General features: G+C 73.0%; 18 protein-coding genes and 1 pseudogene. 9 read left to right on the top strand and 10 right to left on the bottom strand.

Features of this window, described 5'->3' with window-relative positions; genetic code table 11:
* Positions 1-342 precede the first annotated feature (342 nt).
* The 4 genes from ACSNOC_RS03395 to hemE form a co-directional block, all read right to left on the bottom strand.
* Positions 343-831: a glutathione peroxidase gene (locus ACSNOC_RS03395; RefSeq protein ID WP_436745694.1), complete on the bottom strand. Its 489-nt coding sequence runs from the start codon at positions 829-831 to the stop codon at positions 343-345.
* Between the two features lie 38 nt (positions 832-869).
* Complete coding sequence (gene hemQ, locus ACSNOC_RS03390) at positions 870-1,580, bottom strand: hydrogen peroxide-dependent heme synthase (protein WP_436745693.1); 711 nt, start codon at positions 1,578-1,580, stop codon at positions 870-872.
* Complete coding sequence (hemG, locus tag ACSNOC_RS03385) at positions 1,577-3,001, bottom strand: protoporphyrinogen oxidase (RefSeq protein WP_436745692.1); 1,425 nt, start codon at positions 2,999-3,001, stop codon at positions 1,577-1,579. The genes hemQ and hemG overlap by 4 nt, the downstream gene beginning before the upstream one ends.
* A 192-nt stretch (positions 3,002-3,193) precedes the next feature.
* Entirely contained in the window at positions 3,194-4,225 is a 1,032-nt protein-coding gene (hemE, locus tag ACSNOC_RS03380) for a uroporphyrinogen decarboxylase (RefSeq protein WP_436745691.1), read from the bottom strand.
* 132 nt (positions 4,226-4,357) lie between these two features.
* Between hemE and ACSNOC_RS03375 the strand changes: the two genes are divergently transcribed.
* The 7 genes and pseudogenes from ACSNOC_RS03375 (at position 4,358) to ACSNOC_RS03345 (ending at position 11,512) form a co-directional block, all read left to right on the top strand.
* Complete coding sequence (locus ACSNOC_RS03375; protein WP_436745690.1) at positions 4,358-4,948, top strand: DUF3000 domain-containing protein; 591 nt, start codon at positions 4,358-4,360, stop codon at positions 4,946-4,948.
* 245 nt (positions 4,949-5,193) lie between these two features.
* Positions 5,194-5,853, top strand: a complete 660-nt coding sequence (locus ACSNOC_RS03370) for a LuxR C-terminal-related transcriptional regulator (RefSeq protein WP_436745689.1) — start codon at positions 5,194-5,196, stop codon at positions 5,851-5,853.
* Positions 5,854-5,952: 99 nt separating this feature from the next.
* Positions 5,953-7,215 (top strand): HRDC domain-containing protein, encoded by a 1,263-nt coding sequence (locus ACSNOC_RS03365; protein ID WP_436745688.1) that lies wholly within the window; start codon positions 5,953-5,955, stop codon positions 7,213-7,215.
* Between the two features lie 145 nt (positions 7,216-7,360).
* Complete coding sequence (locus tag ACSNOC_RS03360; RefSeq protein ID WP_436745687.1) at positions 7,361-8,575, top strand: thiolase family protein; 1,215 nt, start codon at positions 7,361-7,363, stop codon at positions 8,573-8,575.
* An 88-nt stretch (positions 8,576-8,663) separates the two neighbouring features.
* A complete protein-coding gene (locus ACSNOC_RS03355) occupies positions 8,664-10,793 on the top strand; it encodes a 3-hydroxyacyl-CoA dehydrogenase NAD-binding domain-containing protein (RefSeq protein WP_436745686.1) in 2,130 nt (709 codons plus the stop codon).
* Positions 10,794-10,813: 20 nt separating this feature from the next.
* Positions 10,814-11,032 (top strand): annotated as a pseudogene (locus tag ACSNOC_RS03350) (NTP pyrophosphohydrolase); the annotation flags it as partial.
* Positions 11,033-11,107: 75 nt separating this feature from the next.
* The gene (locus tag ACSNOC_RS03345) at positions 11,108-11,512 is read left to right on the top strand and encodes a VOC family protein (protein WP_436745685.1); all 405 of its coding nucleotides are present in this window, start codon (positions 11,108-11,110) and stop codon (positions 11,510-11,512) included.
* 84 nt (positions 11,513-11,596) lie between these two features.
* On the opposite strand, the gene dxs is transcribed toward ACSNOC_RS03345, so the two are convergent.
* From dxs to ngcE, 5 genes are all read right to left on the bottom strand, one after another.
* On the bottom strand, positions 11,597-13,510 hold the full coding sequence (dxs, locus tag ACSNOC_RS03340; protein ID WP_436745684.1) for a 1-deoxy-D-xylulose-5-phosphate synthase: 1,914 nt from the start codon (positions 13,508-13,510) through the stop codon (positions 11,597-11,599).
* Positions 13,511-13,677: 167 nt separating this feature from the next.
* Positions 13,678-14,862, bottom strand: coding sequence for an ROK family transcriptional regulator (locus tag ACSNOC_RS03335; protein ID WP_436745683.1), 1,185 nt, complete (start codon positions 14,860-14,862; stop codon positions 13,678-13,680).
* 170 nt (positions 14,863-15,032) lie between these two features.
* Positions 15,033-15,869: a carbohydrate ABC transporter permease gene (locus ACSNOC_RS03330; RefSeq protein ID WP_436745682.1), complete on the bottom strand. Its 837-nt coding sequence runs from the start codon at positions 15,867-15,869 to the stop codon at positions 15,033-15,035.
* Positions 15,870-15,882: 13 nt separating this feature from the next.
* Positions 15,883-16,908, bottom strand: coding sequence for a carbohydrate ABC transporter permease (locus ACSNOC_RS03325; protein ID WP_436745681.1), 1,026 nt, complete (start codon positions 16,906-16,908; stop codon positions 15,883-15,885).
* Between the two features lie 17 nt (positions 16,909-16,925).
* Positions 16,926-18,362 carry an N-acetylglucosamine/diacetylchitobiose ABC transporter substrate-binding protein gene (gene ngcE, locus ACSNOC_RS03320; RefSeq protein ID WP_436745680.1) on the bottom strand — a complete coding sequence of 479 codons (1,437 nt, stop codon included), beginning with the start codon at positions 18,360-18,362 and terminating at the stop codon, positions 16,926-16,928.
* A 164-nt stretch (positions 18,363-18,526) separates the two neighbouring features.
* Here ngcE and ACSNOC_RS03315 point away from each other — a divergent pair, with 164 nt between their 5' ends.
* Positions 18,527-18,727: a DUF2191 domain-containing protein gene (locus tag ACSNOC_RS03315; protein WP_436745696.1), complete on the top strand. Its 201-nt coding sequence runs from the start codon at positions 18,527-18,529 to the stop codon at positions 18,725-18,727.
* Between the two features lie 124 nt (positions 18,728-18,851).
* On the opposite strand, the gene acnA is transcribed toward ACSNOC_RS03315, so the two are convergent.
* Positions 18,852-21,572: an aconitate hydratase AcnA gene (gene acnA, locus ACSNOC_RS03310; RefSeq protein WP_436745679.1), complete on the bottom strand. Its 2,721-nt coding sequence runs from the start codon at positions 21,570-21,572 to the stop codon at positions 18,852-18,854.
* 237 nt (positions 21,573-21,809) lie between these two features.
* Between acnA and ACSNOC_RS03305 the strand changes: the two genes are divergently transcribed.
* A complete protein-coding gene (locus ACSNOC_RS03305; RefSeq protein ID WP_436745678.1) occupies positions 21,810-22,292 on the top strand; it encodes a nuclear transport factor 2 family protein in 483 nt (160 codons plus the stop codon).
* The last annotated feature ends 197 nt before the right edge of the window (positions 22,293-22,489 follow it).

The raw sequence follows: 22,489 nt of genomic DNA, 5'->3' as shown, positions 1-22,489 counted from the left end.
CAACGGCGCCGGGCGGCACCCCCTGTACCGGGAGCTGACGGCCGTCCCCGACGCGGCCGGGCCCTACCTAGGGCCTGATCTTTCGGATCGTGGGGGCACCTCCCGGACGCCGGTCCGGGGGAGGATCAGGCCGCGGGGTCTGGCTCCCCCGGGCCCTCGGGGGCCCGGGAGGTACCCCCATGCGTCGGCAAGGCGCCGGATCGCAGCTCGTACGGTGGGGGCACCTCCCAGCCGCCGGGCTGGGGGACGTACTCGCGCGATCCGGCAACGCGGCCCGGGGACACCTCCCAGCCGCCAGGCTGGGGGAGCGCCGTGGCCCCGCGAAGACCCGGAAGACAGGCCCTAGGCCAGTGCGGACTGGATCGCCGCGCGCAGGGCCGGGTCGGCGGGCTCCACCGCCGGACGGAAGCGAGCGGTGACCGAACCGTCCTTGGCCAGCAGGAACTTCTCGAAGTTCCACTGGATGTCGCCGACCTGCCCGGCCGCGTCGGGGACGGCCGTCAGCTCCCGGTACAGGGGGTGCCGCCCGGCGCCGTTGACCTCGATCTTCTCCGTCAGCGGGAACGTCACCCCGTAGGTCGTGGAGCAGAACTCCTGGATCTCCCCGGCCGTGCCGGGCTCCTGCCCGCCGAACTGGTTGCAGGGGACCCCGACGACGGTGAAGCCGCCGTCCCCCAGCTCCTTCTGCAGGGCTTCCAGGCCGGCGTACTGGGGCGTCAGGCCGCACCGGGAGGCGACGTTGACCACGAGCGCGACCTTGCCCCCGGTCAGGTCACCGAGGGTGGCGGGCGTCCCGTCGAGCCGGGCGATAGGGGTGTCCAGCAGGTTCACGGCGCTCTCCTCGTCCGTTGGGGCGGGCCCGGTCGTCGTCAGGCCAGGCCGGCGATCAGCTCGGCGACCGGCTTGCGGCGGCCGGTGAAGAAGGGGATCTCCTCGCGGACGTGGCGCCTGGCCTCGGATCCGCGCAGGTGACGCATGAGGTCCACGATGCGGTGCAGCTCGTCCGCCTCGAAGGCGAGGATCCACTCGTAGTCGCCCAGCGAGAAGGAGGCGACCGTGTTGGCCCGCACGTCCGGGTAGTCGCGGGCCATCCTGCCGTGGTCCGCCAGCATCCGGCGGCGGTCCTCGTCGGGCAGCAGGTACCAGTCGTAGGAACGGACGAACGGGTAGACGCTCACGTAGTCGCGCGGGCTCTCGTCGGCCAGGAAGGCCGGGATGTGCGACTTGTTGAACTCGGCGGGCCGGTGCAGCGCCATGTTCGACCAGACCGGTTCGAGCGCCCGGCCCAGCCTCGTGCGGCGGAAGAGGTTGTACGCCTCCTGCAGCGCGTCCGCCGTGCCCGCGTGCCACCAGATCATCACGTCCGCGTCGGCGCGCAGTCCGGAGACGTCGTAGGTGCCGCGCACGGTGACGTCCTTGGCGGCGAGCTGCTCGAACAGCTCGGTCACCTCGTCCCCGAAGCCGGTGCGGTCCTCGGGCAGCGCCCCGCGCAGCCGGAAGACGGACCAGAGGGTGTACCGGATGACGTCGTTGAGCTCCTTGGCGCGCTTGCCCACGGGCCTGTCGGGAGAAGCAGTCATAGGGCCATTGTCCCCTTGTCCTCACCGGCCTCGTCCCTCGGGCCCGGCGGCACGGTGCGCAGCAGGTCGCCGGCGGCGCGGTGCGCGCCGGCGATGCACGCCGGGATGCCGACGCCCTCGTAGGCCGCGCCGCACAGCCGCACCCCGGGCAGCGCGTCGAGGTAGCTGCGGACGCGGGCGACGCGGGCGAAGTGGCCCACGGTGTACTGCGGCAGCCCGTCGGTCCAGCGGGTCACGACGGAGTCGACGGGCTTGACGGCCAGGCCCGCCGCGTCACCCAGGTCCTCCAGCGCGGCCCGCACCAGCTCGGCGTCCTCCCGGCCGAGCGCCTCCTCCTCGCCGTACCGGCCGATGGAGACGCGCAGCACGAACAGGTCGGGGTCGGCGGCGGCGGCCCAGTCCCACTTGCCGCTGGTGAACGTGGCCGCCTTGATGGTCCGGCCGTCCACGGCGGGCACCAGGAAGCCGCTGCCGCGCGGCAGCCGCGCCAGGTCGGCGCGCCGGAAGGCGAGGGTGACGATGGCCATCGACGCGTACTCGACGGCGGCCAGCTCCCCGGCGGCGGCGGGCGCCTCGGCGGCCAGCAGCCGGGCGGCGGCCCCGGCCGGGACGGCGAGGACGACGCCGTCGGCGGCCAGCGACCGGCCGTCGTCCAGCGCGGCGGCCCAGCCCCTGGCCGTACGGCGCAGGCCGGTGACGGCGACGCCGGTCTCCAGCGCGGCGCCCTGCTCGCGGCAGGCCCGCGCGACGGCCTCCGCGAGCGTGCCGATGCCGCCCTCGATCCCGGTGAACACCGGCTCGGCCGGGCCGTGTTCGGGCGACTGGCGCTGGAGGGAGCGGACGGCGGCGAGCAGCGAGTCGTGCTCGCGGGCCGCGTCGAACAGGCGCGGCATGGCGGAGCGGAGCGAGATCCGGTACGCGTCACCGGCGTAGACCCCGCCGAGCAGCGGGTCGACGAGCCGGTCCACGACCTCGCGGCCCATGCGCTCGGCCACCAGGCCACCGACGGCGACGTCCTCGCCGATCTCCATCGGGGGCAGCTCGGCGTCGCGGGCGATCTGGGCGAGACCGGCGTCGGACAGCACACCGGCCAGGGCGGCGGCCGTCGCGGGCACGCCCATCACCTGGCCCTGGGGCATCGGGCGCAGCGCGCCTCTGGTCCAGATCGCGGCGCTGGTCACCGAGGGCGGGCGCAGCACGTCGCCGAGGCCGACGGCGCGGGCCAGGGCCGTGCCCTCGGGGCGGCGGGCCAGAATCGATTCGGCGCCCAGGTCCACCCGGACTCCGGCGACCTGCCCGGTGCGGAGCTTGCCGCCGAGGCGTCCGGACGTCTCCAGGAGAGTGACCCGGACCCCGGCGGCGAGCAGCCGGTGAGCGGCGGCGAGACCGGAGATCCCGCCGCCGACGACGATCACATGCATGTCTCCACTGTCGCAGACGCGTGGGCGGGTCCGTCGCGAGACCTCGGAGGAAGGCTCAACAACCGTACGTGTGACGGGAGTTGCCGGGGGCGGAAACGCCCTTATGCGGTCTTTCGACGCGGCCGGGACGGCGGTGGCGGCGTGCTTCGTCCGGTGATTCGGTGGGTGAGGCGCGGCATCCCCGCGTTGCCGTCAGCGGGCGGTCCGCTCGTGGACGTACGCCACCAGGCGGGTGAGCGCGTCGGGGTCGGTGTCGGGCAGCACGCCGTGGCCGAGGTTGAAGATGTGGCCGGGCAGCCCGGCGGCCGAGTCCAGCACCCGCCTGGTCTGTTCCTCCACGGCCGCACGCGGCGCGAAGAGGACGGCCGGGTCCAGGTTCCCCTGGAGCGCCTTGTCCGGGCCGACGCGGCGGGCGGCCTCGTCCAGCGGCACCCGCCAGTCGACGCCGACGACGTCCGCGCCGGCCTCGCCGAGCAGGCCCAGCAGCTCGCCGGTGCCGACGCCGAAGTGGATGCGCGGCACCCCGGATCCGGCGACGGCGCCCAGCACCTTGCTGGACGCGGGCAGCACCGCGCGCCGGTAGTCGGCCGGGGAGAGGGCGCCGGCCCAGGAGTCGAAGAGCTGGATCGCGGAGACCCCGGCCTCGATCTGCACGGCGAGGAAGGCGGCGGTGATGCCCGCGAGCCGGTCGAGCAGCTCGGCCCACAGCTCCGGGTCCCCGTACATCAGGGCCTTGGTGTGCTCGTGGTTGCGGGAGGGGCCGCCCTCGACCAGGTAGCTGGCGAGCGTGAAGGGAGCGCCGGCGAAGCCGATGAGCGGGGTGCCGCCCAGCTCGCCGGTGAGCATGCCGACGGCCTCCGTGACGTACTTGACGTCGTCCGGCTCCAGCGGGCGGAGCTGGGCGAGGTCGGCGCGGCTGCGGATGGGCCGGGCGACGACGGGCCCGACGCCGGGCCGGATGTCGAGGTCCACGCCGATGGCCTTGAGCGGCACCACGATGTCGCTGAAGAGGATGGCGGCGTCCACGCCGTGGCGGCGCACCGGCTGGAGCGTGATCTCGGTGACCAGATCCGGGCGCATGCACGAGTCGAGCATGGCGATTCCCTCGCGGAGCTTGCGGTACTCGGGGAGGGAGCGCCCGGCCTGGCGCATGAACCAGACGGGGGTGTGCGGCACGGACTCGCGGCGGCAGGCGCGCAGGAACGCGGACTCGGTCACTGTCACACCGAGAAGTCTCCCATGCCCCGGGGAATGGCCGGGCGCACGGGTGTGGCTACCGCCGGGCGGCCGTTCGGGCGCCTAGGGTTACCGGCCATGGCAGCGTCTCGAACCCACCAGGCGGAGGAGTCCGGAGATATGAACGACCCTGGTGTCGCGGGTCCGTTCGCCTTCCGGGAGGCGGTGGCCGCGCTGGAGGCGGCCCGCCCGAGAGCCGAGGTGCGGCTGTCCCCGCTGCCGGCGCCGCGCCGGCTGGCGCCGTTCGCACACGCGCTGGCGGCGTCGGTGGGCACGGACGGGGAGGAGCTGGCCGACGGCCGTTTCGTCCTGCTGCACGACCCGGCCGGCGAGGAGTCGTGGCGGGGCGAGTTCCGGGTGGTGACGCTGGCCCGCGCCGACCTCGAACCGGAGCTGGCGGCCGACCCGTTGCTCCCGGAGGTGGCGTGGTCGTGGCTGACGGAGTCGCTCGACCTGCGGGCGCTGGCGTACCGGGAGGCCAACGGGACGGTCACCAGGGCGGGTTCGAGCTACTTCGGCGGTCTGGCGGAGCGACCGGCGCGCGCGGAGCTGGAGTTGCGCGCGTCGTGGACGCCCGCGGACCCGGCGGAGGCGGGCGGGCACCTGCTGGCCTGGTGCGGTCTGCTGGCGCAGTGCGCGGGGCTGCCGCCGGAGTCGAACGGCTCGGCCGTGACGGCCCTGCCCCGCCGCCGGGGACCCCGCCAGGCGTGACGGGAGCGGCGCGGCCGGGGCGGGCGACCGGGCGGGTGATCCGGCCGGGTGACCCGGGCGTGACCGGGACGGCGTGACCGGAACGGGTGGGTGCGGGTCCGGGATGACGAATCACCGGTTCGTGATCATTCTCTAAAGCCGCCGGAGATTCCTGCCGAAGAGGTCAGTGACCCTTCCATCCGGATCGCCCCGACTCCTCCCCAGGAGTCTGATCCGTCCCCACCCCACCCCTCCCGGGAGGCCCGGTGTCGGTTCTTCTTGAGCACCCCACAAGCCTCGTCGCCTACCGCCCGAACAAGCCGACGGCCATGGTCGTCGTGGCCGACCCTCGCGTCCGTTCGACCGTGACCCGCCACCTGTGGGCTCTCGGCGTCCGGGACGTGATCGAGGCGTCGTCCATCGCCGAGGCCCGTCCCCGCGTCGCCAATCCGCGCGACATCTGTGTAGCCGACGTTCATCTCCCCGACGGATCGGGGCTGACCCTGCTGTCCGAGACCCGGGCGGCCGGCTGGCCCAACGGTCTGGCCCTCTCCGCCGCCGACGACATCGGCGCCGTCCGCAACGCCCTGGCCGGTGGCGTCAAGGGCTATGTCGTCACCGGCACCCGCAACAACCTCGGGCCGCCGTCCCGTCACGGCGCGGCCCATCTCGGCGGCGCGGCCCGTATGCACCGCCGCCCGCCCGGCGCCCCGGCCCACCAGGGCGGGTACCGGGAGCTGTCCGGTCGCGAGGTCGAGGTACTGCGGCTGGTGGCGGAGGGCCAGTCGAACAAGGCCATCGGCGTCTCGATGGGGCTGTCCGCCCTGACCGTCAAGAGCCACCTCGCCCGCATCGCCCGCAAGCTCGGCACGGGTGACCGTGCCGGGATGGTCGCCGTCGCCCTCCGTACCGGAATCATTCACTGAGCCAGCACTGATTCGTCACCCCCGGCCCCTTGCCCCCGGGCGGGAGCCGGGGGCGCGCGGAGACGTTGTGCACCATGCGCACACAGTTACCCTTGACAGGTGACCGACGCCCAGCAGACCGCCGAAGCAGCTTCCGGACTCTCCACCCCTGAGCCGTCGGGTCCGGCGCCGGTCCCCCTGCTGGCCCCGCGCGAGGGCGTTCCCCCGGTCATCGCGGACGACGCCGCCCTCGCCGCCGTCACCGACGCCTTCGCCGCCGCGAGCGGCCCCGTCGCCGTCGACGCCGAGCGCGCCTCCGGCTACCGGTACGGGCAGCGCGCCTATCTCGTCCAGCTGCGCCGCGAGGGCGCGGGCACCGCGCTCATCGATCCCGTCGCCTGTCCCGATCTGTCCGGGCTCGGCTCCGCGCTGGGCTCCAGCGAGTGGGTGCTGCACGCGGCGACCCAGGACCTGCCGTGCCTGCGGGACATAGGCATGGTCCCCACCAGACTGTTCGACACGGAACTGGCCGGCCGGCTGGCGGGCTTCGCCCGGGTCGGTCTCGGCGTGATGGTGGAGACCGTCCTCGGATACAGCCTGGAGAAGGGGCACTCCGCCGTCGACTGGTCCAGCCGTCCGCTTCCCGAGCCCTGGCTGCGGTACGCCGCGCTGGACGTGGAGCTGCTGGTCGACCTGCGGGACGCGCTGGAGGAAGAGCTGACGCGGCAGGGGAAGCTCGACTGGGCGCTGGAGGAGTTCGCCGCCATTGCCGCCGCTCCCCCGCCGCCGCCCCGCAAGGACCCCTGGCGCCGCACCTCGGGCGTGCACAAGGTGCGCAGGCGCCGGCAGCTCGCGGTGGTCAGGGAGCTGTGGACCACCCGGGACGAGGTCGCCCAGCGGCGGGACCTGTCCCCGGGGAAGGTGCTGTCGGACGCGGCGATCGTGGCCGCCGCCCAGGCCATGCCGACCGATGTGCGCACCCTGGCCGGGCTGCACGGCTTCGGCCACCGGATGGGCCGCCGCCAGCTCCAGCAGTGGCAGGCGGCGATCGACCGGGCGCGCGAGCTGGCGGAGGCGGAGCTGCCGCAGCCGGGGCAGCCGGCCGCCGGGCCGCCGCCGCCGCGGGCCTGGGCCGAGAAGGACCCGGCCGCCGCCGCCCGCCTGACGGCGGCCCGGGCCGCCGTGACGGCGCGCGCCGAGGAGCTGAACCTCCCGCAGGAGAACCTGCTGGCGCCGGACGTGGTCCGCCGCCTGTGCTGGGAGCCCCCGGCGGACCCCGCGCCCGATCGGGTGACCGAGGCGCTGCGCCTGCTGGGCGCCCGCGAGTGGCAGATCACCCAGACGGCGGAGCTGCTGTCCCAGGCCCTTGCCGCGGGGGCGTGAGGGCCCCGCCCGGGGACTTTGGGCCGACTCCGTCCGGAACGTGCTGTGACGTACGACGCTGGCCTTCGTCCGGCCTTGCCACGCGGTTACCGGCGAGTAGCATGGGCGGTGGAACGCTCATCTTCGGCGTGGAGGAGAAGCCATCGTGCCGCGTACCGTCAGGGATGTCGTCTTTGTCGACGGCGTCCGCACCCCGTTCGGCAAGGCGGGTCCCAAGGGGATCTACCACGAGACCCGCGCCGATGATCTCGTCATCAAGTGCATTCGCGAGCTGCTGCGGCGCAACCCCCAGCTCCCGCCGGAGCGTGTCGACGACGTCGCCGTCGCCGCCACCACCCAGATCGGCGACCAGGGCCTCACCATCGGCCGGACCGCCGCGATCCTCGCCGGTCTGCCGAAGAGCGTTCCCGGCTACGCCATCGACCGCATGTGCGCGGGCGCGCTGACCGCGGTCACCACGACCGCGGGCGCGGTGGCGTTCGGCGCGGCCGACATCGCCATCGCGGGCGGCGTCGAGCACATGGGCCGCCACCCGATGGGCGAGTCGGTCGACCCGAACCCCCGCTTCGTCGCCGAGAAGCTCGTCGACGAGTCCGCCCTGTTCATGGGCATGACGGCGGAGAACCTGCACGACCGCTTCCCCCACCTGACCAAGGCCCGCGCCGACGAGTACGCGGTGCGCAGCCAGGAGAAGGCCGCCAAGGCGTACGCCGACGGCAAGATCCAGCCCGACCTGGTGCCGGTCGCCATCCGCCGCACCAGCCCCGACGCCGGCGAGGTCGGCTGGGGCCTGGCCACGCAGGACGAGCCGATGCGCCCGGGGACCACCCTGGAGGCGCTGGCCGGCCTGAAGACGCCGTTCCGCGCCCACGGCCGGGTCACGGCGGGCAACTCGGCGGGCCTCAACGACGGCGCGACGGCCTCGGTCATCGCCGCCGAGGAGGTCGCGCGCGAGCTGGGCCTGCCGGTGAAGATGCGGCTGGTCTCCTACGCGTTCGCGGGCGTCGAGCCCGAGGTCATGGGCTTCGGCCCGGTGCCGGCGACGCGCAAGGCGCTGGAGAAGGCCGGTCTGACGATGGACGACATCGGCCTGCTGGAGATCAACGAGGCGTTCGCCGTCCAGGTGCTCGCGCTGCTGGACGCCTACGGCATCGCCGACGACGACCCGCGCGTGAACCAGTACGGCGGCGCGATCGCGTTCGGCCACCCGCTGGCCTCCTCGGGCGTCCGGCTGATGACGCAGCTCGCCCGCCAGTTCGAGGACAACACCCACGTCAGGTACGGCCTGACGAGCATGTGCATCGGCTTCGGCATGGGTGCGACGGTGATCTGGGAAAACCCGCACTGGGAGGGCCGGTGAGCGACGCACGCACGGCCCCCGGGCCGCAGATGACCACGATGGCCGCCACCTCTCGCCGTGCGGGCGGAGAAGCAAGCGAGGAGATGCCGTGAGCAAGACCGCTGAGCTGTTGAAGGGCGCGGCCGAGGGGTTCCCGGACGAGGTGGTCACGCAGGCCACCGTCCGTCACCTCGATCTGCCCGGGGGTGCCGGGCGGTTCGCGCTGATCACCCTCGACAACGGGTTCGACCACACCAAGCCGACCACCTTCGGCCCGCAGTCGCTGACCAACCTGGACGCGGCCATCGACCAGGTGGCCGCCGAGGCGGAGGCCGGCGAGATCGTCGGCGTCGGCCTCACCGGCAAGCCGTTCATCTTCGCCGTGGGCGCCGACCTCAAGGGCGTCGAGGTGCTGAAGAGGCGCGAGGACGCGCTGACCATCGGCATCGGCGGCCACGAGGTGTTCAAGCGCCTGTCCGCGCTGCCCGTGCCGACGTTCGCCTACTACAACGGCGCGGCCATGGGCGGCGGCGTCGAGGTCGGCCTGCACTGCACCTACCGCACGGTGTCGCGGTCGATCGCCGCGTTCGCGCTGCCCGAGGTCTTCCTCGGCCTGGTGCCCGGCTGGGGCGGCTGCACCCTGCTGCCGAACCTGATCGGCGCGGACCGCGCGGTCACCGTCATCATCGAGAACGCGCTCAACCAGAACCGGATGCTCTCCGGCCCGAAGGTGTACGAGCTCGGCATCGCGGACGCGATCTTCGAGGCGGCCGACTTCCTGGAGCAGTCCCTGGTGTGGACCTCGGCCGTGCTGCGCGGCGAGATCGAGGTCGTCCGGCAGGACCCCGACCGCGGCGAGGCCTGGGACCAGGCCGTGGCGCGCGGCCGGGCCATCGCGGACGAGAAGGTGCACGGCGCGGCCCCGGCCGCCTACCGGGCGCTGGACATCATCTCCCAGGTCCGCAACGGCGACCTGCGCGAGGGCTTCGCGGCCGAGGACCAGGCGCTGGCCGACCTGATCATGGGCGACGAGCTGCGCAGCGGCCTGTACGCGTTCAACCTGGTGCAGCGCCGGGCCAAGCGGCCGGTGGGCGCCCCGGACAAGTCGCTGGCCCGGAAGGTGTCCAAGGTCGGCATCGTGGGCGCGGGCCTGATGGCCTCGCAGCTCGCGCTGCTGTTCGTGCGCCGCCTGGAGGTGCCGGTGGTCCTCACCGACATCGACCAGGAGCGGGTCGACAAGGGCGTGGGCTGGGTCCACGAGCAGATCGACATGCAGCTCCTCAAGGGCCGCATCAACCAGGACAAGGCCAACCGGCTGAAGGCCGCGGTGACCGGGTCGCTGGACAAGGCCGAGGCGTTTTCCGACGCGGACTTCGTGATCGAGGCCGTCTTCGAGGAGATGGGCGTCAAGCAGCAGGTGTTCGCCGAGCTGGAGGCCGTGGTCCCGGAGCACGCGATCCTGGCGACCAACACCTCCTCGCTGTCGGTCACCGAGATGGCGTCGAAGCTGAAGCACCCGGAGCGGGTCGTCGGCTTCCACTTCTTCAACCCGGTGGCGGTGCTGCCGCTGCTGGAGATCGTGCGGGCCGAGCAGACCGACGACGCCTCGCTGGCGACGGCGTTCTCGGTGGCCAAGTCGCTGAAGAAGTCGGCGGTGCTGGTGAAGGACGCCCCGGCGTTCGTCGTCAACCGCATCCTGACCCGCTTCATGGGCGCGGTGCTGGGCGCCATCGACGAGGGCACGCCGGTCGAGGTCGCGGACCGGGCGCTGGCTCCGCTGGGGCTGCCGATGTCCCCGGTGGTGCTGCTCGACCTGGTCGGCCCGGCGGTCGCCCACCACGTGGCGGGCACGCTGCACAAGGCGTTCCCGGACCGGTTCGGCACGTCGGAGAACCTCGGCCGGGTGGTCGAGGCCGGGAAGCGCACGCTCTACGTCTACGACTCGGGCACGCCGGAGCTGGACCCGGAGGTGGCGGCGCTGTTCAAGGTGGGCGACACGGTGCTCACCGAGGAGCAGGTGCGCGCGCGGGCCCTGGAGGCGATCGCCGAGGAGATCGGGCTCATGCTGGACGAGGGCGTGGTGGCCGAGGCGCAGGACATCGACCTGTGCCTGATCACCGGCGCGGGCTGGCCGTTCCACCTGGGCGGCATCACCCCGTACCTGGACCGTGAGGGCATCAGCGAGCGGGTCGTCGGCCGGCGGTTCCTGCCGGTGGGCACGGCCGGCGTTCCCGAGTGACGTCCGACCGTACGAGGCGCGCGGCGCGGGACGTGGCGTCGGTGCCGGGCGTGCGGGTGGTGTCGGCGCCGGGCAGCGGGGACGACCGGATCGTGGAACTGGTCCGGGACGAGGGCGGCGGGCGGCCGTGCGTGGTGGTGACCGCGGACCGGGGGCTGCGGGAGCGGGTGACGGCGCTGGGCGCCGGGGTGAGCGGGCCGCGGGACCTGCTGGAGAGGATTTCTCCGCAGGACCGATGAGTTCCGGGCGGGGCGGGGGTCCATCCCTGTGACGGCCGCACCACGCGGGCGCGCACCGAGAGGGAAGGCACCACCATGTCCACGATGATCTTCGTCAACCTGCCCGTGAAGGACCTGGAGCGCTCCAAGACGTTCTTCGGCAAGCTCGGGTACGCGTTCAACGCGCAGTTCACCGACGAGAACGCCGCCTGTCTCGTCATCAGCGAGACGATCTACGCGATGCTGCTCACCGAGCCGTTCTTCAGGACCTTCACCAAGAAGGAGATCGCGGACCCGGCGACGAGCACGACGGCGATCATCGCGCTCACCGCGGAGAGCCGCGAGCAGGTGGACGACCTGGTGGACCGGGCGCTGGCGGCCGGGGGGCAGCCGGCCATGGACGCCCAGGACCAGGGGTTCATGTACGGCCGGAGCTTCCTGGACCCGGACGGCCACCAGTGGGAGGTCGTGTGGATGGACCCGGCCGCGGTGCAGGGCTGAGGCCGCTCCGGGCCGGGTCGTGGGTCGCGCGTGGCGCTGGCCCGCGGTGTCTCCGGTGTCCCGCGCGGTGGTCGCCCGGGGCGGTCACTCGCGGCCGAGCTGGGCCTCCGCGGCGTCGTACCGGCCGTCGAGGCGGGCGACGAGGCCCGTGACCTGGCGGGCGATGTCGGGGCCGGTGAGCCCCACCTCGGCGAGGATCTGCTCGCGGGTGCCGTGCCCGAGGAAGCGGTCGGGAATGCCGAAGTCGCGCAGCGGGACGTCCACGTCGGCGTCGCGCAGGGCCTGGGCGATGGCCGAGCCGACGCCGCCCGCGCGGCAGTTGTCCTCGACCGTGACGACCACCCGGTGGTCGGCGGCCAGGGCGGGCAGCGCGGGATCCACCGGCTTCACCCAGCGGGGGTCGACGACGGTGGCGGTGATGCCCTGGCGGCCGAGCAGTTCGGCGGCCTCCAGGCAGGAGGGGGCGAGCGCGCCGACCGAGACGATCAGCACGTCGGGGCGGTCGGTGCCCGCCGCGCGCAGCACGTCCATGCCGCCGACCGTGTCGACGGCCGGGACCGTGGCGCCGACCTTGCCCCGGGAGTACCGCACGACGGTCGGCGCGTCCTCGACGGCGACGGCCTCGCGGAGCTGGGCCCGCAGCTGCTCGGCGTCGCGGGGGGCGGCGAGCCGCAGGCCGGGCACGCACTGGAGGATCGACATGTCCCACATGCCGTGGTGCGAGGCGCCGTCGGGGCCGGTCACGCCGGCCCGGTCGAGGACGAACGTGACGCCGCAGCGATGCAGGGCGCAGTCCATCAGCAGCTGGTCGAAGGCGCGGTTGAGGAAGGTGGCGTAGACGGCGAAGACCGGGTGCAGCCCGCCGGTGGCCAGGCCGGCGGCGGACACCGCGCCGTGCTGCTCGGCGATGCCGACGTCGAAGACCCGCTCGGGGAACTCCTCGGCGAACGCCTGGAGGCCCACCGGGCGGAGCATGGCCGCGGTGATGGCCACGATGTCCTCGCGCTCGCGGCCGATCTTGACGATCTCCTCGCCGAAGACGGACGTCCAGTCGGCGCCCGAGGCGGAGACCGGCAGGCCGGTGTCGGGGTGGATGACACCCACCGCGTGGAACTGGTCGGCCTCGTCGTCGCGGGCCGGCTGGTAGCCGCGGCCCTTCTCGGTCAGGCAGTGCACGATGACCGGGCCGCCGAAGCGCTTGGCGCGGTGGAGAGCGGACTCCAGGGCCTGGATGTCGTGGCCGTCGATCGGGCCGAGGTACTTCAGGCCCAGGTCCTCGAACATGCCCTGCGGGGCGATGACGTCCTTCAGGCCCTTCTTCGCGCCGTGCAGGGTGCCGTAGAGGGAGCGGCCGACGACGGGGGTGCGGTTGAGCATCTGCTTGCCGCGGGCGAGGAAGCGCTCGTAGCCGTCGGTGGTGCGCAGGGTGGCCAGGTGGTTGGCGAGGCCGCCGATGGTCGGCGCGTAGGAGCGCTCGTTGTCGTTGACGACGATGACCAGCGGCCGGTCCTTGGCGGCGGCGATGTTGTTCATCGCCTCCCAGGCCATGCCGCCGGTGAGCGCGCCGTCGCCGGTGACGGCGACCACGTGGCTGTCGCCGCCGCGGAGCTGGGTGGCCTTGGCGAGGCCGTCCGCCCAGCCGAGGACGGTGGAGGCGTGGCTGTTCTCGATGACGTCGTGCTCGGACTCGGCGCGCGAGGGGTACCCGGACAGGCCGCCCCTGCTGCGCAGCCCGGAGAAGTCGTGGCGGCCGGTGAGCAGCTTGTGGACGTAGGACTGGTGGCCGGTGTCCCACAGGATGCGGTCGGTGGGCGAGTCGAACACGCGGTGCAGGGCGATGGTCAGCTCGACGACGCCGAGGTTGGGTCCCAGGTGCCCGCCGGTTCTGGCGACCGCCGTGATGAGGAAGGAGCGGATCTCAGCGGCCAGCTCCTCCAGTTGGGCGGGGCTGAGCCGGTCGAGATCGCGCGGCCCCGAAATGCGGGTCAGCAGCGGCACCTTTCCTCCTTGCGTCGGGCGCTTGGGCGGCCGTCCGACGAGTTTAGTGTGACCAGTAGGACCCTCGCGATCTCAGGATGCGAGATACGTCACCAGGCGGGCGTGGCCGCGCACGGTGGTGGCGCGCCAACTCTTGAACGCACGCCGTGCTGATGCGGGGTCCGGTGTCAGGCGGTCGCCGCGGCCGGGGCGAGCAGCATGCCGTCGCCCATCTCCCGCAGGACCAGGGCCAGGGCGCCGAGGACCTCGGCCCGGCCGCCGAGGGCGCCGGGCACCACGGAGAGCTGGCGGGCGGCGCTGGGGATGGCGTAGCGGCCGACCGAGTCGCGGATGGGGGCGAGGGCGATCTCGCCCGCCTCGGCCAGGTCGCCGCCCAGGATGACGCGGCTGGGGTTGAGGAGGTTGCAGAGCTGGGCGACGCCGGTGCCGATGTGGCGGCCGACGTCCACGACGACGCGGCGGCAGCCGGGGTCGCCCTCGCGGGCGAGCTGGACGACGCGCTGCATGGTCAGGTCGTGGCCGTGGCTGGCGTGCAGCAGCGGCAGCACGTGCCGGGCGGCGGCGAAGGTCTCCAGGCAGCCCCGGTTCCCGCAGCGGCAGACCGGGCCCGACTCGTCCAGCGTGATGTGCCCGATCTCCCCGGCCGTGCCGCCGGGGCCGCGGTAGATCTGCCCGTTGATCACCAGGCCGGCGCCCACGCCGCTGGCCACCTTGATGTACGCCAGGTCGCCGGCGCCCCGGCCGCTGCCCCAGACCAGCTCGCCGAGGGCGCCGAGGTTGGCGTCGTTGTCCACGTGGACCGTCACGCCGGTGCGCGCGGCCAGCTCCTCGCGCGGGTTGGTGCCCCGCCAGCCCGGGAGGATCGCGGTGGAGCCCAGCACGCCGGTCTCCACGTCGATCGGGCCGGGCACGCCGAGGCCGATGCCGATGACCTTGCCCCGGTCGACCCCCGCCACGCCCAGCAGCCGCGCGACCAGCTTCTCGGCCCGGTCGAAGCCCTGGCCGGCGGAGGCGTCGACGTCGATGGGCTCGGCCTCCTCGGCGAGCACCTGGTGGGCCAGGTTCCCGACGGCGACCCGCAGATGGGAGTGGCCGAAGTCGACGCCGACCACCACACCGGCGTCGGAGGAGAGCGAGACGCTGCGCGCCCGGCGCCCGCCGGCCGAGGTGGGGCGGACCTCGACGGTGCCGAATTCCTTCAATTCCCGAACGATGTTGGACACCGTGGCCGCAGACAGACCGGTGGTCCTGGCGATGTCCGCCTGGGTCAGCGAGCCGGCCGCGCGCACCGCGCGCACCACACGTTCCAGGTTGGCGCGGTGCAGCGACGACTGCGACCCCGGAGTCTCCACGGCTTTGCTCCATCTCGGTCTCCTGGGCGGGCACGGCTATGGACCCGCCGGCCGCCCCGACAGCGGTGGGAGACGGCGCCGCGCCCACTATATGAACTGAAGGGCGAACGTGGGAGAACGGTGCGGGAACCGCTCACGGCGGACGGTGACCGGCACCGCCCGCGCCCCGCTCACCGGACGGCCCCGGCGGTCAGCCCGGCCCGCACCTGGCGCTGGAAGGTCACATGGACGACCAGGACCGGCAGCATGGCCATCGTGACGCCCGCGTAGAGCGCGCCCCAGTCGCCCTCGTAGCCCTGCTGGACCATGAGGGCGGCCAGGCCCTGCGGCAGGACCGCGTCGTCCGGATCGCCGGCGTTGAGCACCCGGGGCAGCACGAACTGGTTCCACTGGCCGAGGACGTTGAAGACGCCGACGCTGATCAGGCCGGGGCGGGCCATCGGCATCATGATCTGGAAGAACGTGCGGGTGTGCGAGGCGCCGTCCAGGGCGGCCGCCTCCTGCACGGCGGTGGGCAGCGTCCGGAAGAACGTCACCAGGAAGAACGTGGTGAACGGCAGCGAGTAGGCGATGTAGACGAGGATCAGGCCCCGGCGGGTGTGGAGCAGGCCCAGGTTGTCCAGGACGAAGAAGAGCGGGACCAGCGCCAGGAAGACGGGGAACATCATGCCGCCGGCGAAGAGCAGGTGGACGAGGCGCCGGCCGGGGAAGTCGAAGCGGGCCAGCGCGTAGGCGGCCATCGCGCCGAGCAGCATGGTCCCGCTCAGCGAACCCGCCAGCACGATCACGGAGTTGAGTGTGTACCGGCCGATGTCGGCGCGGGTCCAGGCGTGGGCGAAGTTCTCCCATGCCAGGCCGGTGGGCAGGCCGAACGGGTCGGAGACCAGGTCGGCGTGCGGGCGCAGGCTCGCGAGCACCACCCAGATCACCGGCCCGGCGGCCAGCGCGCTCCACAGCACCAGGAACGAGTGGGCGAAGACGTTGAGCACGCGCTCGGGTTCGCGCACGGGAGCGTTCTCCTCACAGCTCGATGCGGTCGCCCCGGCCCGCGAGCAGCGCGGTGCCGGTGAAGGCCAGGGTGACGAGGAGCAGCACGACGCCGACGGCGGTGGCGTAGCCCGCCTGGCTGTCGCGGAGGGCCTTCTCGTAGAGGTAGCCCGGCACCACGTCCATGCCATGCGCGGGGACCATGACGGTCACCAGCGCGAAGGAGTCCAGGGCCTGGATGCCCATGTAGACCCAGCCCGTCCGCACCGTGTCCCGGATCAGCGGGAGGGTGACGCGGAAGAAGGTGACGGCCCGGCCGGCGCCGTCCAGCAGCGCCGCCTCGTACGTCTCGCGGGGCACGGCGCTCATCGCGGTGGAGAACAGCACCACGAAGAAGCCGGTGAAGGACCAGCACAGCACCGCCAGCACGCACCAGCGGGCGAGGTCGCCGCCGAGCCAGTCCTCCTGCCGCCAGGCGCCGAGTCCGACCGCGCCCAGGCCCTCGTTGAGGACGCCGTCGCGCGGGCTGAGGATCCGGGCCCAGATGACGGCGACGATCGCGAGGGACAGCATCTGCGGGAAGAAGAGGACGGCCTTGTGGACGCCGGAGCCGGCGGTCCCGGAAACCGCCGCCCCGGGCCGGCGCCGGCCGCCCGCGTCGAGCAGGAAGGCGAGGAACAGGCCGAGGCCGAGGGTGATCGGCGGGGCGAGGGCGAGCAGCAGCAGGGAGTTGGCCAGCGCGTCCCTGAACTTGTCGTCGTTCCAGAGCCGTCGGTAGTTCTCGAACCCGGTGACGGCGTAGGTCGCGCTGGTGCCCGTCCAGTCGGTCAGCGAGTAGAGGAACGCCTGGACGAAAGGCGAGACGACGAAGAGGACGTACACCGCCAGCGGCGGCAGGAGGAACCAGAGGACGAACCGGTACTGGTCCAGCCTCCGGTAGCGCCGGTCGTACCGCACCCGGTCGGGGGTGAGGCGGGGCGGCAGGAAGAGCGCCGCCGCCAGGAGCAGTCCGGTGGCGGCGGCCCGGCGCTCGCCGTCGCGTTCCGTCGCGGTTCCCATGCCGCCCTTCCCCGGGTTCAGGCGTGCCGGAACTTGGCGACGGAGTCGTCCCGGGCGGTCGCGTCGGCGGCGCGCCGGCAGCGGTCGACGGCCTCGTCCGGGCCGATGTCGCCGGCCATCATCGCGGCGAGGGCGCCGCCGACGTCCTCGTCGTTGAGCTGCCGGTACCAGTCGCGCAGCCGGGGGACGACGACGTGGTCGCCGGCCGCCCGCAGGACGTCGCTCGCGCTGGTGAGGCCGGGCGGCAGGGGAAGGCCGTCGGCGGCGTCGCGCACGCAACTCAGCGCCGAGACCACCCGCGTGAAGTTGCGCGCGGATTCGCGGCCCAGCATGATCCGCAGGAACTCCAGGCCGCCGGGCACGTTGCGGGCGTCCGCGGGGACGATGAACGGCTCGTCGGCGGCGGCCCAGACGGTCTCGAACGGCATCGCGTCGGAGGAGTCGAGGCCGGGGGGCGGGCCGACCGCCATGCCGAAGTCGTCGGGGGTGGTGCGGCGGGACTCGTTCTCCACCCAGGAGCCGTTGGGCAGGAACAGCGCGCGGTTCCGGGTCCACTCGGCCTGGGACTCCTCGTGGCTGAGACCGGGGCTGCCCGGCAGGACGTAGCCGCGCGCGGCGAGTTCGTGGTAGGCCGCGAACGCGGCGCGGACCGCGTCGTGGCGCCAGGCGCCGGGCTCCAGGTTGTCGATGGCGCGCAGGACGTCCGCGCCGCCGATCTTGGCGATGAACGGGTAGAGCGTGAACGTGAGGTAGTACGGGTAGCGGCCGGCGTAGGTCCAGCCCGCGATGCCCGCGCGCTTGGCGGTCTCGCAGACGGCGATCATCTCGTCCCAGGTGCGGGGGTACGCGACGTCGAGGCGCTCCAGCGCGGTGCGCGAGTACCACTGGCCGTGGACGGTGAACGCGTAGTTGAGGCGGTGCACGGCCGCGTCGCCGAACTGGCCCATCTCGACCGTGCCGGGCATCAGGGTGTCGCGGACGGGGACGGCGGGGTCGTCGAGGGACGGCGCGTCGAGCAGCTCGGTCAGGTCCCGCAGCCGGCCGTTGCGGATGAGGGCGGCGATGTCCATCGCCTGCGCGCCGCTGTTGTTGATCACGTCCGGCGGGTCGCCCTGGACCATGCGGGGCTGGAGGACGGACTGGATCTCCTGGGTGGTGGTGTGGTCGACCGGCCCGTGGTCGGCCTGGTAGATCCGCTCGGCGTCGCGGGCGTACTCGTCGCCGTATCCGCCGTCGAAGACGACGACGTCGAGCCGCGCATCGGGGTCGACGCCGAAGGGGTTGGCGGTGGTGACGGCCCCGCGCCGGACGGCGCCGTCGCCGCCGCCCGCGGTGGCGCAGGCGGTGAGAGCGCCGAACGCGGGGACGGCGGCCAGGCCGGCGGCGGCGGAACGGGTGAGGAGGGCACGGCGGTCGAGGAGCGGGCGGCGGTGGAGGGACGGGCCGGACGTCATGATCGAGCCTCGCCTTCGTGGGGGATCGGGCGGTGTGGGGCCACCCGTCCCGACAGGTATAGTCCACTCGGCCCGGACGCGGAAGATCGCCTGGGACGTTGCCCGCGCCCCTCCCGACCGGCTCCGGACCGGCTAGAGTCCGGTCCGACGAAGGGGGCATGCCGGTGGCCAAGGTCAGCATCAGTCTCGATGCCGAACTCGTGGTGGAAGTGATGGTGCTGGCCGGGATCGGCTCGCCGCAGAATGCCGTCGAGGCGGTCGTGCGGGACTACATCGCCCGCGGTCACCGCACGGAGGCACGCACCGAGGCCAGGGAGCCGGGGCCGGAGCGGGTCGAGATCACGCCGCCGGAGCCGCAGGGCTGATCACGGCGGTTCGGCCGCCCTGCCGCCCGGCCTGTGGCCCGCCCTCCGGAGACGCGAACGGGCCGCCGGTCCCCCTCCGTCGGGGATCCGGCGGCCCGCGGACGCAAGCGTCAGGCGCGCCGCGTCACTTGCTCAGCAGCGAGCGCAGCACGTACTGCATGATGCCGCCGTTGCGGTAGTAGTCCGCCTCGCCGGGGGTGTCGATCCGGACGGTGGCGTCGAACTCCACGCCCGTGTCGGTGGTGACCTTCACGGTCGCCGGGATGCCGCCCTCGTTGAGCGCGGTGATGCCGGTGATGGAGAAGGTCTCGTCGCCCGTCAGGGCGTAGGAGGCGGCGGACCGGCCCTCGGGGAACTGGAGCGGCAGCACGCCCATGCCGATCAGGTTCGAGCGGTGGATGCGCTCGTACGACTCCGCGATGACGGCCCGCACGCCCAGCAGCGCGGTGCCCTTGGCGGCCCAGTCGCGGGACGAGCCGGAGCCGTACTCCTTGCCCGCCAGGACGACCAGCGGGATACCGGCGGCCTGGTAGTTCTGCGAGGCGTCGTAGATGAACGAGACCGGCGCGCCCTCCTGGGTGAAGTCGCGGGTGTAGCCGCCCTCGGTGCCGGGCGCGATCTGGTTGCGCAGCCGGATGTTGGCGAAGGTGCCGCGGATCATCACCTCGTGGTTGCCGCGGCGGGACCCGTAGGAGTTGAAGTCCCGGCGCTCCACGCCGTGTTCGGTGAGGTACTTGCCGGCCGGGGTGTCGGCCTTGATGGCTCCGGCGGGCGAGATGTGGTCGGTGGTGACCGAGTCGCCGAGCTTGGCCAGCACCCGGGCGCCGGTGATGTCGGTGACCGGCTCCGGCTCGGTGCCCATGCCCTCGAAGTACGGGGGCTTGCGGACGTAGGTCGACTCCGGGTCCCACTCGAAGGTCGAACCGGTCGGGATCGGCAGCGCGTTCCACTGGGCGTCCCCGGCGAAGACGTCGGCGTAGCTCTGGCCGAACATCTCCTGGCCGATGGCGGAGGCGACGACGTCCTCGATCTCCTGCTCGGTGGGCCAGATGTCCCGCAGGTACACCGGCTTGCCGTCCTGGTCGGCGCCCAGCGGCTCGGCGGTGATGTCCACCTTCATCGAGCCGGCGATGGCGTAGGCGACGACGAGGGGCGGGGACGCCAGGTAGTTCATCTTGACGTCGGGGTTGATGCGGCCCTCGAAGTTCCGGTTGCCGGAGAGGACGGAGACGACGGCGAGGTCGTTGTCGTTGACCGCCTGGGAGATCTCCTCGGGCAGCGGGCCCGAGTTGCCGATGCAGGTGGTGCAGCCGTAACCGACCAGGTTGAAGCCGAGCTTGTCCAGGTACGGGGTGAGGCCGGCCCGGTCGTAGTAGTCCATGACGACCTTGGAGCCGGGCGCCAGCGTGGTCTTGACCCACGGCTTGCGGGTCAGGCCGCGCTCCACCGCCTTCTTGGCCAGCAGGGCGGCGCCGACCATCACGGAGGGGTTGGAGGTGTTGGTGCAGGAGGTGATCGCGGCGACGGTGACGGCGCCGTGGTCGATCTCGAACGTGGTGCCGTCGGCCATGGTGACGGTGACCGGCTTGGTGGGCACGCCGTTGCTCATGGCCGGGGCGTCGGAGGCCGGGAAGGACTCCATGCTGGCCTCGTCCTCGTCGACGCCCGGCGCGTACGTGCGCACGTCCTCGGTGAACTTCCGCGCGGCCTCGGAGAGGGCGATGCGGTCCTGCGGGCGCTTCGGGCCGGCGATGGACGGCACGACGGTGGAGAGGTCCAGCTCCAGGCGCTCGGAGAACTCCGGCTCGCGGGCCGGGTCGTGCCACAGGCCCTGCTCCTTGGTGTACGCCTCGACCAGCGCCAGCTGCTGCGCGTCGCGGCCGGTGAGCCGCAGGTAGTTGATGGTCTCGGCGTCGATCGGGAAGATCGCGGCGGTGGAGCCGAACTCCGGCGACATGTTGCCGATGGTGGCGCGGTTGGCGAGCGGGACGGCGGCCACGCCCTCGCCGTAGAACTCGACGAACTTGCCGACCACGCCGTGCTTGCGCAGCATCTCGGTGATGGTCAGCACCAGGTCGGTGGCGGTGGTGCCGGTGGGCAGCTCGCCGGTGAGCTTGAAGCCGACGACGCGCGGGATGAGCATGGAGACGGGCTGGCCGAGCATGGCCGCCTCCGCCTCGATGCCGCCGACGCCCCAGCCGAGCACGCCCAGGCCGTTGACCATGGTGGTGTGCGAGTCGGTGCCGACCAGGGTGTCCGGGTACGCCTGGCCGTTGCGGACCATGACGGTGCGGGCCAGGTGCTCGATGTTGACCTGGTGGACGATGCCGGTGCCGGGCGGGACGACCTTGAACTCGTCGAACGCCGTCTGGCCCCAGCGCAGGAACTGGTAGCGCTCGCGGTTGCGGCCGTACTCCAGCTCGACGTTCTGCTGGAAGGCCTCGGGGGTGCCGAACTTGTCGGCGATGACGGAGTGGTCGATGACCAGCTCGGCCGGGGCGAGCGGGTTGATGCGGGCCGGGTCGCCACCCAGCTCCTTGACGGCCTCGCGCATGGTGGCGAGGTCCACGACGCAGGGCACGCCGGTGAAGTCCTGCATGATCACGCGGGCGGGCGTGAACTGGATCTCCTGGCTGGGCTGGGCCTCGGGGTCCCAGCCGCCCAGCGCCCTGATGTGGTCGGCGGTGATGTTCGCCCCGTCCTCGGTGCGGAGCAGGTTCTCCAGCAGCACCTTCAGGCTGTACGGAAGGCGGTCCGACCCCGCCACCTTGTCCAGCCGGAAGATCTCGTACGACTCGTCGCCCACCCGCAGCGTGCTGCGGGCGTCGAAGCTGTTCGCCGACACGACTGTCTCCTTCAACACATGATTCGCGCGTACTACCGCAATCCTGCCGCCCGCCTCGCACCGCGGCTCGCTGAGGTGCCCCTTAGCGCGCGACCGAGGATGCGGCGGCAGCGTCGTCCTGTCACCAGATATCTCGATGTCGAGATAACAGTAACTCATCGGGGGCGCGAGGTCATGCGGTGACCCGGGGGCGTCGGGACTTGACTTCAAGCGCGGTTGAGGCCGGAGGCTCGTGGCATGACGACACGGAACGCGGAGACCGCGCGGACCGCGCGGACCGACGAGGACGCCATCAGGACGCTGATCAGCCGCTTCACCCGCGCCCTGGACGAGCGGAAGTTCGACGACGACGGCTGGATCGGCCCGTACTGCACCGAGGACGTCCGGATGGTGAGCCCCTTGGAGGTGACCGAGGGGGCGGCGACCAGGAAGCAGATGGAGGAGGCACTGGGGAGGTACGCCAGGACCCAGCACATGACGACCGACCTGGTGGTCGACGTGACCCCGGGGGCGGGGCGGGCCACGGCGTCGTGGAACGCGCTGATGACGCACATTCACCACGAGGAGACCCTGCGCCGCCGCGGCGAGGGCGCCAACCCCGTGCTCATGGTGGGCGGTTACTGGCGGGCGGAACTGATCCGGACGCCCGCCGGCCGGCGGATGACCCAGGTGTCCGTCGACGCCGTCTGGACGGCGGGCGACCCCCCGGACTTCACGTAGCACGCGCACGGCCCACCCCCTTCCCGGGCCCCGGCCCCCACCGGGCGAGATTCCCCGTCCGCGTTCCGTCATCGGGGTGACGGAACGCGGACGGCGGGCACGTCGACGCACATCACCCGCCGGAACGCGTGCATCGCGCCCCCGGCGGGCGTGCGGAGCAGCGGACAGCGGCCGTCGGCGCAGCCGTGCCCCGCGGT

Source organism: Streptomyces sp. URMC 129, assembly GCF_051386415.1.
In the GTDB taxonomy this organism is placed as follows: domain Bacteria; phylum Actinomycetota; class Actinomycetes; order Streptomycetales; family Streptomycetaceae; genus Streptomyces.
This window is presented reverse-complemented; position numbering and strand designations above follow the sequence as displayed.

Coding starts and splice junctions, on each gene's coding strand:
- ngcE (WP_436745680.1), bottom strand. CDS start 18,362: ATGACGTCCGGCCCGTCCCTCCACCGCCGCCCGCTCCTCGACCGCCGT.
- hemG (WP_436745692.1), bottom strand. CDS start 3,001: ATGCATGTGATCGTCGTCGGCGGCGGGATCTCCGGTCTCGCCGCCGCT.
- ACSNOC_RS03345 (WP_436745685.1), top strand. CDS start 11,108: ATGTCCACGATGATCTTCGTCAACCTGCCCGTGAAGGACCTGGAGCGC.
- ACSNOC_RS03375 (WP_436745690.1), top strand. CDS start 4,358: ATGAACGACCCTGGTGTCGCGGGTCCGTTCGCCTTCCGGGAGGCGGTG.
- ACSNOC_RS03325 (WP_436745681.1), bottom strand. CDS start 16,908: ATGGGAACCGCGACGGAACGCGACGGCGAGCGCCGGGCCGCCGCCACC.
- ACSNOC_RS03305 (WP_436745678.1), top strand. CDS start 21,810: ATGACGACACGGAACGCGGAGACCGCGCGGACCGCGCGGACCGACGAG.
- hemQ (WP_436745693.1), bottom strand. CDS start 1,580: ATGACTGCTTCTCCCGACAGGCCCGTGGGCAAGCGCGCCAAGGAGCTC.